Genomic DNA, 15,314 nt, shown 5'->3' on the forward strand with positions numbered 1-15,314 from the left:
TCCGAACGGGAAGGGGGATCGCCGGCCCGTCAGGCCCGGCCGGCGACCTGGAGGATGATGTCGGCGAGATCGCGCTGCATGCTCTCCGCGCCGTAGCGGGACAGCGCCCGCTCGCGCGCGAGCGCGGCGCGCGCCCTGAAGGCGTCGGGATCGGCGAACAGCGCCGACAGGGCCGCCGCGAGGCGATCCGACCGACGCGGCGGCACCAGCGTCCCGGCCGCGCCGCCGTCGAGGATCTCAGTGGACGCGCCGGCGTCGGTGGCGATCACCGGCACGCCGACCAGCATCGCCTCGACCAGGGTGCGGCCGAACGGTTCGGGATCGACCGAGGGGTGCACGACCGCGTCGACCGCCTGCATCAGCCGGGGGACGTCGTCGCGCTGTCCGAGGAACAGCACCCGGTCCGAGAGGCCGCGCCGCGCCGCGAGGTCGCGCAGGTGCGCCGCGTAGGCATCCTCGCCGAATAGCGGCGCCCCGACCACGACGCAGCGGAGGCCGGACAGGGTCGCCAGCGCCTCGATCAGAACGTCCTGCCCCTTCCAGGGCGCGAGGCGGCTGAAGACGCCGACGAGGGGGCCGTCCGGCAGGCCGAGTTCCGCGCGCAGAACGGCGGCGGAGCAGGGTGCCGGATCGACGTCGAGGCCGTTCGGCACGACGCGGATCAGCGACCGGCGCCCGCCGGCCTGGACGAAGGCCCGCGCGGCGGCCTCGGAGGGAACGATCACCCGGGCGGCGCAGAGATTGGCGAGCCGGATCTGCAGGATGCGCTGCGCCCGGCCGAAATGCGCCCCGTCGAGGATGTCGTGGAGGTGCCAGATCAGGGGGCGCCCGGCGGCGCGCGCGGCCAGAGACGAGAGCAGGAAGGCCTTCTGCGAGTTGGCGTAGACCACGTCGCAGGACCGGGCCGATCGGGCGATCTCCAGCGCCAGGGCGCCGAGCTGGCCCAGGACCGGGAGCGCGCTCAGCGGTGACACGTCCCGCCGGAGGCCCGCCAGGGCGGACTGGCGACGCGCGAGACGGATCTCCAGACCCGCGTCGCGGAGGGCCGCGGTCAGCGCGCCGTCCTCGAACAGGAAGGCGCTGGAGCCCGCCCAAGGCCGGACTGCGTCGCGGAGCACCAGCTCGGCACCGGACATCGTTCCGGTATGGCTCACGAACAGGACCCGCGGCCGCGCGGCGACGACGGACCGCGCGGCCTGCGCCCGGTCCAGGAGGCCGCGCTTCGCGAGCGCGTCGGCGGGGAGCACTTCGGTCATCGCGCGCTCGCGGCCGTGCGGGGATCGGGCAGCGGCATCACGTCGTAGGTCGACTGGATGCCCGGGCGGACCATCGTCATGGCGATCCCGAGGACGTGTCCGCCGGCGCGGCGCAGGTTCGCCACGGTCTCGACCGTATCGGAGAGCTGCGAGCGCCCGTAGCGGGCGCAGCAGAGCACGCCGTCGACGTGGCGGGCCAGCATCGCCGCATCCATCAGGAGGCTGGTCGGCGGGGTGTCCAAGAGGACGAGGTCGTAGCGGCGGCTCCACTTGAGGAAGTCGGCCATCCGGTCGCCCATCAGGAGCTCGGTCGAGTCGGCCGTCGGCGTTCCCGCGGGGATGACGTCGAAGCGTCCGGCCTGGACCACCACGTCGGCCGGGTCGATCTCGCCGCGGAGCACGCCGCCGAGGCCGGGGCCGCGGCCGAGTCCTAGGGAGGCCTCGAAGTTCGGCCGCCGCAGGTCGCACTCGACCACCAGCACCCGGCGGCCGCTCGCGGCGCCGATGCCGGCCAGCGCGAAGGCCGTGAACGACTTGCCCTCCCGCGGCTTCGCCGAAGTCACCAGGATGACGCGGGACTTGCAGGCGCCCGCCAGCACGAGATGGGCGTGCAGGTTGCGCAGGACGTTCTGCATCACCGGGTCGACCCGCGCCCGCGCCAGGGCCTCCGCGAGGTCGAGCTCGCGCTGCCGCTCGGAGAAGCGGCCGACGAGGCCGGCGGGCTCCAGGCTCGGCAGCTGCGCGAAGACCGGGGCGCCGGTGCCGGCCATGAGCTGCGCCGAGGTGCGCACGCGCCGGTCGGTGTAGTCGCGCAGCAGCGCGGCGGCGGCCGCGAGCACGCCCGCCAGCACGATGCCGCCCGCCAGGAACGGCACGGCCTTGGGCGAGAACGGCTCCTGCGGCAGCTCGGCGAGGCTGACGAGCCGCGTGCTGCCGGTGAGTATGCGCCGCTCGGTCTCCAGCTCGCCCGCCCGCTTGACCAGATCGGCGTAGCGGGTGCGCTTGATCTCGGCGTTGCGCACCATGCCCTCGATCGACGCCTCGTCGTCCATGGCGGCGGCGGCGTCGGTCTTCGCCGTCTCGAGCTGGGCGCGCAGCGACTTGGCCAGGGCGTTCGAAGCCTCGTAGGACTTGCGCAGGCCCTTGGCGACGTTGCCGATCTCCTGCTCGATCCGAGCGCGCAGGCTCGCCTGCTCGGTCTCGAGCGCCCGGATCACCGGGTGGTTCGCGCCCAGCAGGGTGCTCTGGTTGGCGAGCTGCGCGCTGACGCCGCTGAGCTGCTGCTTCAGCGAGACGATGGTCGGGCTTGCCAGGACGGCCGGGGCGCTGTCGGCGCCGCGGGCACCCTTGGCCTCGATCTCGGAGAGCCGCGCGGCCGCGTCCGCCTTGGCGGTCTCGGCCGCGGCGAGCTGCTGGCTGATGCTGGTGAGCCGCTCCGCGCTGATCGGGGCGAGCGAGCCCTTCAGCAGGCCCTTGCGGCGCCGGAAGGTCTGGATGCGGGTCTCGTCGGCCCGGATCGAGGCGTCCAGCTGGCTGATCTCGGTGTGCAGCCAGTCGGCCGCCGCCTTGCGGCTCGAGGCCTGCGCCTCGCGCTGGTCATCCAAGAAGGCGTTGATCAGGCCGTTGGCCATCGTCTGCGCCGTCTCGGGCAGCGGCGACTTGTAGCCGATGGTGATGATGCGCGAGCGACCGGAGCTCAGGACCGTGTAGCGCTTCTGCAGGTAGTCGACGAGCGCGTTGCGGTCGGTCGTGAGCTTCGTGCAGGCGGCGTCCTTCTTCTCGCTGATCCGGTCGGGATGCCCCCCTGTGGCCGCGTAGCGGCACTCGGCCAGCACCGCGGCGACCAGGTTGTCGTCGATCGCGAGGCGCAGGAGCCGCGGCGAGCGGATCACCAGGATCTGGCTCTCGATGTCGGCCGGGTCGCCGATCTTCTGGATCCAGGCCATCGAGGCGTTATTGGCGCCCGGTTCCGCCTCGGCCACGATGACCGAGCCGCTCGCCACGTATTGCCGCTGGATCATCAGCAGGGCGGTCACGGCGAGGCCGAGGACGGTGGCGAACACCGCCGCGAACAGGTAGCGGCGATGCCAGATCCGGGCGAGGGCCGCGGCCAGCGGACCGCCGCGCGCCGGCTCCTGGGCGAGGGCGCGAACCGGCGTCCGGTCGGCCAGATCGACAGTCAGGAAGGACATGCGGCGCGTCCTCAGCCGACGGCTTCGAGGCGCGGCAGGATCCGCGGGCGCGTCTCGCAGGCGGCCCGGTGCATCGCCATCTGGTCGTCGACGAAGGTCGAGAACCGGCTGCGGAACAGCTCGGCCGAGAACAGCTCGGCCTGCGCCCAGCAGGCCTCGCGGGTGAAGTGGCTCTCCTGCAGCAGGAAGCGCTGGACGCACTCGGCGATCGCCACGGGCTCGGGCGTGTCGAAGAACATCCCGGTGCGCTGCGGGCCGCGGGTCTGGACCGTCTCGCGGGCGCCCCCGCGGCCCAACGCGAGGACCGGCGTGCCCTCCGACGTGGCCTCGACCACGATGATCCCGAAATCCTCCTCGGCCGCGAAGATGAAGGCGCGGGCCGTGGCCATGAGGTGGCGCAGCTCCGCGTCGGGCACGAAGCCGGAGAACGACACGTTCGGCCCCGCGATCTCGCGCAGCCGCGCGGCATCGGGCCCGGTGCCCGCCACCACGAGTTCGAGGTCGGGGAGCAGCGCGAACGCGCGGATCACCGCCTCGACGTTCTTGTACGGCACGAGCCGGCTGGCCACGAGGAAGTGGTTGCCGCGCGGCCCGTCATACTGCTGGATCGGCAGCGTGATCGGCGGGTGGATGACCTCGGCGGTGCGGCCGTAGACCTTGTGGATGCGGCGGGCGACGAAAGCGGAGTTGGCCACGATCGCGTTGGGACCGGCCGCCGTGCGAAAATCCCAGACGCGCATCCGGTGCAGGATCAGCCGGGCGAGCACGCTCTTCATGCCCGCGTCGCAGCCGCTCTCCCGCAGGTAGGTGTGCTGCATGTCCCAGGCGTAGCGCATGGGCGAGTGGATGTAGGAGACGTGGAGCTGGTCGGGCCCGGTGAGGACGCCCTTCGCCACCGCGTAGCTGCTCGAGATGACGAGATCGTAGGCCGACAGGTCGAACTGCTCGATCGCGAGCGGCATCAGCGGCAGGTAGTTGCGGTGCCGCGTCCGCGCGAAGGGCATGCGCTGGATGAAGCTCGTATGCGCCTGGGTGTAGCCCAGCCGCGCCCGGTCTGCTTCAGGCAGGAAGTCGAAGAGCGCGAAGACATCCGCGTCCGGATAGATCCGCAGCAGCTGCTCGAGGACACGCTCGGCGCCACCGACGATGTACAACCAGTCGTGAACGATCGCGACACGCATCACAGCTTCCTCGTCGGTGCGCCGGACGCTGGACCATGCATTACGTCCTGCCGGTCCCGCCGGTGACAGCGGGCCAAGGCACACACGAGAGGGTAATAGCAGCGTGATCTGTAAAAAAGGGGTCACCGCCGCAGCAACAGTCGAAAATAGCGCCTGTTTAGACGAGAGACGCGGCGTGTAAACTTAATTTTTGCCAATAATTAACGTTAAGCGAAGGGTGTTCTCAGACCTGCAATCTTCGGCATGACTCCCCGTGGGTGCCCGCTGCGCCGGGTCGGCACACCGGCGGCGGGGGCCCGGCTGCGCGGCCTACGAAGCGGCCGGAACGGGCAGGGGATCGGGCGAGGGCCGCCGGTCGAGCCGGCGCCGCAGGGCCGCGATCACCGGCGTCTCGACATACCGGAACAGCAACTCGCCGGCGGCGACCGCCGCCGGGAACGCGATCGCGAAGATCAGGGCGGCGCGCGCGAAGCCGGGCGCGACGACGAGCGCCGCGATCTTGGCGGCGCTGTGCAGCAGCAGGTTGTGGACCAGGTAGAAGGAATAGCTGGCATTGCCCTGCGACAGCAGCCAGCGCGACTTCAGGGCGATGCCGCCCCGCTCCAGCAGCAGCATCGCACCGACGATCAGGACGGCCGCTGACCCCCAGATCAGCGGGCGCGCGAAGCCGGACAGCTCGGGGCTGACGCCGAGCGCGTCGGCCACGATCTGGCCGCCGAGGATGAGCACAAGAGCGGCCGCGACGGCCGCGCACGCCACGCGCCGGACCGGGAAGCCCGCGGCCGGCGCCCGGAGCCGCAGGTAGGCGTATCCCAGCCCGATGCCGGCGGCGAACTCGATCAGGATCGGCTTCGTGTAGTACGCCCAGTAGAGATTCGACGCGGGCAGCAATCCGAGCAGGATCAGCGCCAGGAAGATCGCGGCCGCACCGAACGCCCGGAAGGCGGGTCTCGGCACCATGAGCAGCGCCGCGAAGACCACGTAGAAGAACATCTCGTAATTGAGTGTCCAGCCCACGGAGTTGAGCGGCTCGACGAAGCCGCCGCGGGAGAACGGCAGGAACAGCAGGGACTGGACGACGTAATCTGGCCGGATCTCCACGATCCCGATGGGCTTCAGGCCCGTCAGCGCGATGAGCGCCAGGGCGAGCGTGACGAGCCAGTAGACCGGGACAACGCGCGACGCGCGGCGGAGCAGGAACTCGCCCGGGCTCTCGCGGCGCCCGCTCGTGCTCACGAACATGATGAACCCGGAGAGCACGAAGAACACGTCGACCCCGCTCGCGCCGAAGGCGAGCAGATCCGGTCTCGGCAGCACGGGGCCGATGTAGAGGCCGAAATGCGTGAGGAAGACGAGGTACGAGGCGACGGCGCGCAGGATTTGGAGGTTGTAGATCATCGCGCGCCGGCTGATCGCTGGGCCCGCCCGGGAAGGGCGACGTCGCGCCCTTATGGCCGAGATGGCCCCGCCGCGTCACGACGAGTCCGGAAACGTCCTAAATGGCCCGGGTCTCGAATTTAAGATCAGGCGGGGCATTTACACGCATGAGTTGCTAAATCCGCGAAATCTCTGGACGGACGATCACGAAAGCAAGAGCTGGAAAGTGATCGTAAAGGTCGCGCCGCCGAATGTAAGCCGCCGGCCACATCCGGTTCCTGTTTGCACGGCGCGCAACCCTGTGTCGCCCTCTACGGACCGCTATTTACTATTAATCAATAGATAATTTGACGCCGAGCCGATCCGTTCAATAGCGTCGTGATAACTGGAATAAGGAGTTCCGCCTTGAACATCGCTCAAGACATCCGTGAGATTCTCGGGGCGAACGAAGCCTTCGCCGGGAAGGCCGACCAGCTCTCCGAGGATGACAGCCTGTTCGATCTCGGGCTGGACTCGTTCGGTTCCGTCCAGCTGATGCTGGGCCTCGAGGAGCGCTTCAGCATCGAGTTCCCCGACGAGCTCCTGAACCGCAAGTCGTTCTCGTCGATCCGCGCGATCCGCGAGGCCGTCTCCACCCTCATCCAGCAGGAAGCCGCATGAGCACGCTCGCCGCGCGCGCCGAGCGGGCCGCGGCGGTGGCGGCGCACCACGCCGACGCCGTCGACCGCGAAGGCCGCTTTCCCGAGGAGGCCGTGGCCGCGATGAGGTCCGAGCGGCTACTCGGCCTCCAGATCCCGGGCCAGTTCGGCGGGGAGGGGGCGGGGCTGACGCAGATCGCCGAGCTGTGCAGCACGCTCGGGCAGGCCTGCAGCGCGGCCGCGATGGTCTTCGCGATGCACCACATCAAGGTCTCCAGCCTCGTGACCCACGGCATCGACAGCCCGTGGCACGGGCGCCTGATGGAGCGCATCGCGCGCGAGCAGCTGCTGGTCGCCTCCTCGACCACGGAGGCGGGCATCGGCGGGGACCTGCGCAACAGCCTCTGCGCCGTGGAGACGACCGGCGAGGTCTTCGCCCTCGGCAAGGACGCGTCGGTGATCTCCTACGGCGCCCACGCCGACCTGATTCTCGCCACAGCCCGGCGCCATCCGGACGCCGCGACGTCCGATCAGGTCCTCGTCGCGCTGATGGCCGACCAGATCTCCCTCGCGCGAACGGGCGACTGGGACACGCTCGGGATGCGCGGGACCTGCAGCGACGGCTTCCGCCTGGAGGCGCGGAATGTCCCGGTCGAGCAGATCCTCCCGAAGCCGTTCGCGGAGATCGCCGCCCAGTCGATGCTGGCCTCATCGCACCTCCTGTGGAGCAGCGTCTGGTACGGGATCGCGACCTACGCGGTCGACCGCGCCCGCGCCTTCGTGCAGGCCGAGGCGCGGCGCCGGCCCGGGCAGGTGCCGCCGACCGCGACGCGCCTCGGTGAGGTCTCCAGCGCGCATCAGGCCATGCGCGGCACCATCGTGTCGGCCCTGCGCCGCTTCGAGGACGCGCACGGCGACGCCGACACGATCGGCTCCGTCGGCTTCTGCGTGATGCTCAACAACCTGAAGATCACCGTCTCCGACATGGCGGTCGACATCGTCCGGCGGGCGCTCGCGATCGTCGGCCTCGCCGGCTACCGCAACGACACGCCCTTCAGCCTGGGCCGGCCGCTGCGCGACGTCCTCTCCGCGCCGCTGATGATCGGCAATGACCGCATCCTCGCCAACACCGCCAAGCTCCTGCTCGTGCAGAAGGGCAGCGGCCAGCTCATGAGCGCGTGATGGAATCGATCTCCTCTCCCCCCGGCGACGTCGTGCTCGAGGACGAGCCGGCCGGCGGTCCCACCTTCCTCGACCGCCTGTTCGACCACGGCCTGCTCGTCCGAACCGGCGTCGACGGCCTCTACGGCCGCAGCGGCGGATTCGAGAGCGTCGTCGACGCCCTCGACCGGATGATCACGCGACTCGGAGCCGCCGAGGAGGCCGAAGTGCTGCGCTTCCCGCCGGCCATGAGCCGCCCGGCCTTCGAGCGCAGCGGCTACCTGAAGGGCTTCCCGAACCTCGCCGGCACCGTACACAGCTTCTGCGGCGACGCGCGCGGCCACGCCGAGATCCTCGCCTGCCTCGAAGCCGGGACCGACTGGACCGGGCAGCAGGAGGCCACCGACATCGTGCTGACGCCCGCGGCCTGCTACCCGGTCTACCCGGTCGCCGCCGCGCGGGGCGCGCTGCCGGCCGAAGGCCGCCTGTTCGACCTGCAATCCTACTGCTTCCGGCGCGAGCCCTCGCTCGAGCCGACCCGGATGCAGCTGTTCCGGATGCGCGAATACGTGCGCATGGGCAGCCCCGAGCAGGTCCTGGCCTTCCGCGAAGCCTGGCTCGAGCGCGGCACGGCCATGATCCGCGCCCTCGGTCTCCCGCTCGCGATCGACGCGGCCAACGACCCGTTCTTCGGCCGCGCCGGCCGGATGCTCGCCAACAACCAGCGGGCGCAGGGACTGAAGTTCGAGCTGAACGTCCCGGTCAACAGCGTCGACAAGCCGACGGCCTGCCTCAGCTTCAACTATCACCAGGACCATTTCGGCAGCACCTGGGAGCTGCGCCAGGCCGACGGCGAGGTCGCCCACACGGCCTGCGTCGGTTTCGGCCTGGAGCGGATCACGCTGGCGCTCCTGCGCCACCACGGGCTCGATCTCGCCGCGTGGCCGGCCGCCGTGCGCGCCGAGCTGTGGGGCTGAGGCGGTGACCGCCGCGCTGCGCCTGCCGGAGGGTCTCAGAGCCGCGGGACCCTACGTCCCGCACCCGCTCCACGATTCCGGCCGCGACTGGCCGGAGACGAACTGCTACGTCGACCTCTGGATCGAGCTCCTGCACGGACGCGGCCTCGTGCCGGAGGCGATGCTGGGCTTCACCCTGCGGCAGGATTTCGAGGGCGACCAGTTCACCTTCTTCAAACCGCCGACCGGTGATATCGAGCGCCTCTACGGTCTGGAGGTGCTGGAACTCGCGGTCTACGGCGGCCTCGAGAACCACGCCGTGATCCAGGCCGCGGCCGGCCGGCCGGTGCTGGTCGAGGTCGACGCGATCTACCTGCCGGACACCCAGGGGACCACCTACGGACGCGAGCACGGCAAGACCACGATCGGGATCTTGGCCCTCGATCCGGCCGCGCAGGAGCTCGATTACCTGCACAATGCGGGTCGCTTCCGCCTCGCCGGGAAGGATTACGCCGGGATCTTCGGGCCGGCGACGCTGCCGCCCTACGCCGAGTTCGTGAAGACCGTCGCACCGTCGCTCGGCGCGGCGGATCTGCCGGCGGTCGCGCGCGAACTGCTCGTCCGGCATCGCGCCCGGGCGCCCCGGCGCAACCCCGTCCTGGCGTTCCGCGACACCCTCGCGGCGACGGCCGCGGAGCTGGTCGTCCGGCCGCTCAGCGTGTTCCACGCCTATGCCTTCAACACGACGCGCCAGCTTGGCGGCAACTTCGAGATGCTCGCCAGCCATCTCACGTGGCTCGAGGACCGGGAGGCCGACGGATTCGGGCCAGCCGCCGCGGCCGCCGCGGACCTGAGCCGCGAGGCCAAGGCCTTCCAGTTCCAGCTCGCCCGCGCGTTCCATCGCCGCTCGGCCGAGGGCCTGGCGCCGCGCCTCGACCGCCTCGCGGCGACCTACGACCGCGTCTTCGCGGATCTCGACCGCGCGCTGGACCGCTGAGAGGCGTCGTGGCCCGCATCCGCAGCGTCGACGACCGCGCGCCGGAGGTCCGGTTCGGACCCTGGCGACTCGCCGCGACGCCGGCGGGCGCCTGCGCGGGTCCCGGCAATCTTGATGAGGTCACCGGCTGGATCGCTGCCGAGGTTCCGGGCACCGCCGCCGACGCCCTTCGAGCCGCCGGACGCTGGAGCGAGGCGGCGCCGGAGCCGATCCACGACCGCGACGTCTGGTATCGGACACGCATCTCCGGTTCTGGCCCGGCCCGGCTGCGTTTCAGGGGCCTCGCCACCCTCGCCGAGGTCTGGCTCGACGGTGTCCCAGTCCTGTGCGCCCGCGCAATGTTCGAGGAGCACGTCGTCGACGTGGACCTCGGCGGCGCCTCCGACCTCGCGCTGTGCTTCCGCGCGCTCCGCGCGGAACTCGACCGCCCGGCCAAGCGCGGGCGCTGGCGGCCGCGGATGATCACGCCCGGGTCGCTGCGCCATGTGCGCACCAGCGTCCTCGGCTTCATGCCGGGCTGGTGTCCCGAGATCGACCTCGTCGGGCCCTACCGCCCGATAACCGTCGAGCCGGTCCGCCCCCGCGCGAGCGCCGCGGATGTGCGTACGACCCTCGACGGCGACGTCGGCCGGGTGGCCGTGCGCCTGCGGGTCGACGGTCCGGTCGGCATCGTCCTCCTCCGATGCGGCGGCGGCGAAGCCCCGCTCGCGGAGGTCGAGCCGGGCCTGTTCGCGGGCGCGCTGGCGCTGCCCGGCATCGCGCCCTGGTGGCCGCATACCCACGGCGCACCGAACCTCCACCCGGTCGAAGTCCGCGTCGACGGGGCGCAAATCGACCTGGGCCGCGTCGGCTTCCGGACCCTGTCGCTCACGCGACCGTTCGCGGAGGGGCTCGCGCTGGCCGTGAACGGCGTGCCGCTCTTCTGCCGAGGCGCCGTCTGGACGCCGCCGGACCTCGTCGGGCTGGGCTCGGACGGCACCCGCGCCTCGCTCGAGCTGGCGCGCGAGGCCGGCATGAACATGCTGCGCGTGCCCGGGACGACGCTCTATCCGGCCCCGGACTTCTACGATCTCTGCGACGAGCTCGGCATCCTGGTCTGGCAGGACCTGATGCTCGCCAACTTCGACTACCCGCACGTCGAACCGGCCTTCGCGGCCGCGCTCGACCGCGAGTTGACCGGATTCCTCGACCGCACGCAGACCGCGCCGTCGCTCTGCGTGGTCTGCGGCGGCAGCGAGGTCTGGCAGCAGGCGGCGATGCTCGGGGCGCCGCGCGCCGTCTGGGCCGACGCCTACTGCGCGGAGACGCTGGCGGAGCGGGTGGCAGCGCGGCGGCCCGATCTCGTCGTCGTGCCGAACTCGCCCTCCGGCGGCGACCTGCCGTTCTCGCCGCGCGGGGGTTGCACGCACTATTTCGGCGTCGGCGCCTATCGACGGCCCCTGGAAGATGCCCGCCGGGCCGAGGTCGGGTTCGCCAGCGAGTGCCTCGCCTTCGCCAACCCGCCCGAACCCGGCACGCTGGGCCCGACCGGACCGGCCGACCCGCTCTGGCAGGCCGGCATCCCGCAGGACCGCGGCACCGATTGGGACTTCGAGACGGTGCGCGACCACTACGTCGGCGCGCTCTACGGCGTCGATCCGGCGTCCCTGCGCGCCGAGGACCCGGACCGCTACCTCGAGCTCGGCCGCGCCGCGGTGGCCGAGGTCATGGAGGCGACTTTCTCCGAGTGGCGCCGGCCGCGCTCGCCGACGGCCGGCGGCCTCGTCCTGATGATGCGCGACCTCGCGCCCGGAGCCGGCTGGGGCGTGATCGACTGGACGCAGCGCCCGAAATCGGCCTGGTACGCGCTGAGGCGCGCCTTCCGCCCGGTCCAAGTCCTCCTGACCGATGAGGGCCTCGACGGCCTCCATGTCCACGTCCTCAACGAGACGGCGACGGCCCGGGCGCTGACGCTGTCCCTGATCTTCTGCGATGTGGCGGGCCGCGTCGCGGCGCGCGCCGAGCGCGATCTCGTGGTTGGCCCGCGGGCGGCGCTCACGTTCACCTCCGCGACCCTTCTCGGGCGCTTCTTCGACGCCACCGACAGCTACCGCTTCGGGCCCCGGATCCACGATCTCGCGCACGCGCGGCTGACCGACGCCGACGGGCGCGTGATCGCCGACAGCTTCCACGTCCTGAGCGCGGGGCCGCTCGACCGGTCGACCGTCGGCCTCCGGGCCGAAGCTGTCGCGACCGAGGCGGGGCCGGGTCTGCGGATCAGCACCGAGCGCTTCGCCCGCGGCGTCCAGGTGCTGGCCCCGGGGGCACGGCCGGCCGACAGCGGCTTCCACCTCGCCCCGAGGTCGAGCCGGATCATCTCCTTCGCGGAGGCCGCCCGGCTCCCGCGCGGGCGCGTGCGGGCCATCAACAGCGACGAGATCGTGGAATTCGGTCATGACGGGTGAAGTCGGGTCCGAGGCCGCGGTGTCGGTGCCGGTGACCTTCGACGGGCTGTTCGGGTGGCTTCATCCGGCGGCCGGGACGCGGGGCGTCGTCCTCTGTGGGGCCTACGGCTTCGAGCAGATGGCCGCGCATCGGCCCTGGCGCTCCCTGGCCGAGGGCCTCGCCGCGGCGGGCTGCCCGACGCTGCGCTTCGACTATCCGGGCGAGGGCGACTCGGCCGATCTGGACGAGGCGCGGGTCGCTGGCTGCGTCGCTGCGGTGCGTGGGGCCATCGCGTACCTGCGCGCGACGACCGGCGTCGCGGAGATCGTCGTCGTCGGCCTGCGGCTCGGCGCGACCTTCGCGGCTCTGGCCGGCGAGGCGGAGGCCGTCGACCGCCTCGTCCTGCTGGCGCCGGTCACGACCGGGCGCGCGTATCTGCGCGAGATGCGGCTGCGGGCGCAGACGATCGGCCGCCTGCCGGACGGGTCCGCCCCGGCGCAGGAGCCGGACAGCCTCACCGTGGGCGGCTTCCGGATGGAGGCGGCGTTCCTCACCGATCTCGCCGACCTGAACCTCGCGCGGCTCGCGCGGGCGCCGGCCCGCCACGCGTTGCTCCTCGCACCCGAGACCAAGGCGCTGGCCGCGAACCTCGGCGCTCTCGGCTGCGACGTGGCGACGGGAGCGTTCCCGGGTCTCGCGGCGCTCGTCGCCGATCCGATCTTCTCGGATGTCCCGACCGCGGATTTCGCCCGCGTCATCGGCTTCGCGACCGACGGGATGGCGGCCGCCGGGCCGCGACCCGGCGGCATCGCCATCGACGGGCGCCGGAACGGGCTGACCGGACCGGGCTGGGCGGAGGCGCCGGTCCGCTTCGGGCGCGGCCTGATCGGCATCCGCTGCCGGCCCGACCGGGCGGAAAGCGCGGCGCCGACGATCCTGTTCGTCTCGACGGGCATGAGCGTGCATTCCGGATGGGGGCGCCAGACCACGGATCTCGCCCGGCGCCTCGCCGCGGAGGGGATCGCGTCGGTCCGGTTCGACCTGCGCGGCATCGGCGACAGCGACGAGCGGCCGGACGGCCGCAAGCCCCTCTTCGCCGGGGACGGCTTCGCCGACGTCGCGGCGGCGGTCGACCTGATCGCCGGCGCGGGCGGCCCGATCCTGCTGGTGGGCGGGTGCAGCGGCGCCTACGCGGCCTTCCACGCGCTCTGCCGGGACCGCCGGATCGACGGCGCGCTCCTGCTCAACCTCTACTGCTTCGACTGGGACCCGGATCAGGACCTCGAACAGGTCATCCGGCAGACCTTCGGAAGCGCGTCCACCTACGCGGCCCTGCTCAAGCGGGGCGCGACCTGGCGCCGGCTGATCCGCGGCGAGATCCGGATCGCCGCCATCGCCTCGGTCCTCGCCCGGCGCGGCATCGAGGCCGGGATCCGCCGCCTGCGCCGGGCTCTCCGCCCCGGTCCGCTCGGGGGCTCGCCCGCCCGGCGGGTCGCGGCCCTCCGTCGGCGGGGCGCGGAGATCCGCCTGCTCTTCAGCGCGGGCGATCCGGGCCTCGCGGCCGTCCGCCGCCATCTGGGACGCTCGCCCGGACCGGCCGACCGCCGTGTCGGAGCGCCCGTGACGGTGGTACCGGGCGTGGACCACAATTTCGGTTCCCGCCAGGCCCAGGCCCGGGTCGCGGAGGCGCTGCAGGACCTCCTGCGCGCCGTCCGCCGCGCCCACGCGACGCGCACCGTCGCGGCGAAGGCCGCCGCGCCGGGAAGCGGTCTCACCCTGGCGGGCCGGACGTGACCCGTCTCACGCGCCGGTCGGCCCTCGCCCTGGCGGCGGGCGTCTTCGCGGCCGGGCGGGCCGCCGCGGCCGAGCCGCTGCACCGCTGCGAGGCGCTGATCGACTCGATCGGCGTCAACGTGCATCTCGGCCATCGCGGCACCCCCTACGTCGACCGCTTCGCCGCCTGCGCCCAGGCGCTCGACGAACTCGGGATCCGGCACCTGCGCGACGACATCGTGCTCGTCGGCGACGAGCCGGCCGGGCAGTTCGAGCGCATCGCCGATCTGGCCGACCGGGGCTACCGTTTCAGCCTGATCTTCTACGACGGGCTCACGCCGGGGCCGCGGGTGCCGCCGGAGCGCTTCGCCGAGATCGCCGGCTGGGCCGGCGACGGGCTCATCGTGGCGGAGGGCGGCAACGAGCCGCCGGTCGCGGCGCGGCCGGGCCTCGCGCGGCTCTCGGCCGATCATCAGGCGGCCCTGTTCCGCGCGGTGCGGGCGGACACGCGGGCCGAGGCCGTGCGTGTGGCCGGACCGAGCTACATCCAGGGTAACGTCGCGGCGGCGCAGAACCTCGCGGCGGTCGTCGACCTCGCCAACATCCACGCCTATCCCGGGGCCGAGCACCCGGAAACCGACGGCGGCGGCAGCCTCGCGCGCTTCGTCGCGGCCGCGCGCCCGGTCTTCGGCGACGCGCCCGTGATCGCGACCGAGAACGGCTACCACACGGCGCTCGCCACCGGCAGCGCCCACCTGCCGATCTCGCCGGGACTGCGCGCCCGCTACCTCCCGCGGATGCTGCTCTGGAGCTACCTCCAGAGCGTGCGGCGGACCTACCTGTACGAGCTGATCTCCAGCTTCGACCGCGGCGACGCCGATCCCGAGAGCCGCTTCGGCCTTCTCGCCCACGACGGTCGCCCCACACCCGCCTTCGCGGCGGTGCGCAACCTCGTCCGGCTGTTCGGCGCCCCCGCCGGGGAGATCGCCGCCGTTCCGGCCGATCGCGACGTCACGCTCGGCAGCCCCGTTCCCGATCTCATCACCGCACGGTTCGCGCGGCGGGACGGGGCGACGCTCGTCCCGATCTGGCTCGGCCTCGACGGCTGGGACCGGCGTAGCCGGGCACCCCGGCCGGACTTGCCGGCGCAGACCGCCGAGCTCCGGCTGTCACGGCAGCCCCGGCGGGTGCGCCTCCATCGCTTCGACGACGACGGCGCCGTGAGCGTGGTGGAGCTTCCCGCGGACAGGCGGGTGCCGGTCCCGGTCACGGACCGCCTCGGCGTCGTCGAGCTCACCTAGGGTCGCCGCCGACGGAGTCGTTCCGTGACGCGCCCGATCTCCGATTCTCGCGGAGGCC

Annotated in this window: 11 protein-coding genes; 7 read left to right on the top strand and 4 right to left on the bottom strand. The window is 72.4% G+C overall.

The genetic code is table 11. The annotated features are described in order from the left end of the window. Positions 1–29 precede the first annotated feature (29 nt). The 4 genes from H288_RS0105300 to H288_RS0105315 all read right to left on the bottom strand — a co-directional run bounded on the left by H288_RS0105300 (position 30) and on the right by H288_RS0105315 (position 6,027). Positions 30–1,256: a glycosyltransferase gene (locus H288_RS0105300; protein ID WP_020091550.1), complete on the bottom strand. Its 1,227-nt coding sequence runs from the start codon at positions 1,254–1,256 to the stop codon at positions 30–32. Beyond that, positions 1,253–3,448 (bottom strand): polysaccharide biosynthesis tyrosine autokinase, encoded by a 2,196-nt coding sequence (locus H288_RS0105305; RefSeq protein ID WP_020091551.1) that lies wholly within the window; start codon positions 3,446–3,448, stop codon positions 1,253–1,255. Before H288_RS0105305 ends, H288_RS0105300 begins: the two co-directional genes overlap by 4 nt. 11 nt (positions 3,449–3,459) lie before the next feature. After that, entirely contained in the window at positions 3,460–4,629 is a 1,170-nt protein-coding gene (locus H288_RS0105310) for a glycosyltransferase (protein ID WP_020091552.1), read from the bottom strand. Between the two features lie 309 nt (positions 4,630–4,938). After that, on the bottom strand, positions 4,939–6,027 hold the full coding sequence (locus H288_RS0105315) for an acyltransferase (RefSeq protein ID WP_020091553.1): 1,089 nt from the start codon (positions 6,025–6,027) through the stop codon (positions 4,939–4,941). Between the two features lie 390 nt (positions 6,028–6,417). Here H288_RS0105315 and H288_RS0105320 point away from each other — a divergent pair, with 390 nt between their 5' ends. Genes H288_RS0105320 through H288_RS0105350 form a run of 7 tightly spaced genes read left to right on the top strand, consistent with a single transcriptional unit; the run spans position 6,418 to position 15,256 of the window. Next, entirely contained in the window at positions 6,418–6,666 is a 249-nt protein-coding gene (locus tag H288_RS0105320) for an acyl carrier protein (RefSeq protein WP_170855117.1), read from the top strand. Beyond that, on the top strand, positions 6,663–7,826 hold the full coding sequence (locus H288_RS0105325; protein WP_020091555.1) for an acyl-CoA dehydrogenase family protein: 1,164 nt from the start codon (positions 6,663–6,665) through the stop codon (positions 7,824–7,826). The genes H288_RS0105320 and H288_RS0105325 overlap by 4 nt, the downstream gene beginning before the upstream one ends. Beyond that, positions 7,826–8,782, top strand: a complete 957-nt coding sequence (locus tag H288_RS0105330) for an amino acid--[acyl-carrier-protein] ligase (RefSeq protein WP_020091556.1) — start codon at positions 7,826–7,828, stop codon at positions 8,780–8,782. Before H288_RS0105325 ends, H288_RS0105330 begins: the two co-directional genes overlap by 1 nt. A gap of 4 nt (positions 8,783–8,786) precedes the next feature. Then, entirely contained in the window at positions 8,787–9,758 is a 972-nt protein-coding gene (locus H288_RS0105335; RefSeq protein ID WP_020091557.1) for a DUF1839 family protein, read from the top strand. A gap of 8 nt (positions 9,759–9,766) precedes the next feature. Then, on the top strand, positions 9,767–12,202 hold the full coding sequence (locus H288_RS0105340; protein WP_020091558.1) for a hypothetical protein: 2,436 nt from the start codon (positions 9,767–9,769) through the stop codon (positions 12,200–12,202). Continuing rightward, entirely contained in the window at positions 12,192–13,976 is a 1,785-nt protein-coding gene (locus H288_RS0105345) for an alpha/beta fold hydrolase (protein ID WP_020091559.1), read from the top strand. Before H288_RS0105340 ends, H288_RS0105345 begins: the two co-directional genes overlap by 11 nt. Further along, positions 13,973–15,256 (top strand): hypothetical protein, encoded by a 1,284-nt coding sequence (locus tag H288_RS0105350; RefSeq protein WP_020091560.1) that lies wholly within the window; start codon positions 13,973–13,975, stop codon positions 15,254–15,256. Before H288_RS0105345 ends, H288_RS0105350 begins: the two co-directional genes overlap by 4 nt. Positions 15,257–15,314 lie beyond the last annotated feature (58 nt).

The sequence above is a fragment of the Methylobacterium sp. 285MFTsu5.1 genome, assembly GCF_000383455.1.
Taxonomy (GTDB): domain Bacteria; phylum Pseudomonadota; class Alphaproteobacteria; order Rhizobiales; family Beijerinckiaceae; genus Methylobacterium.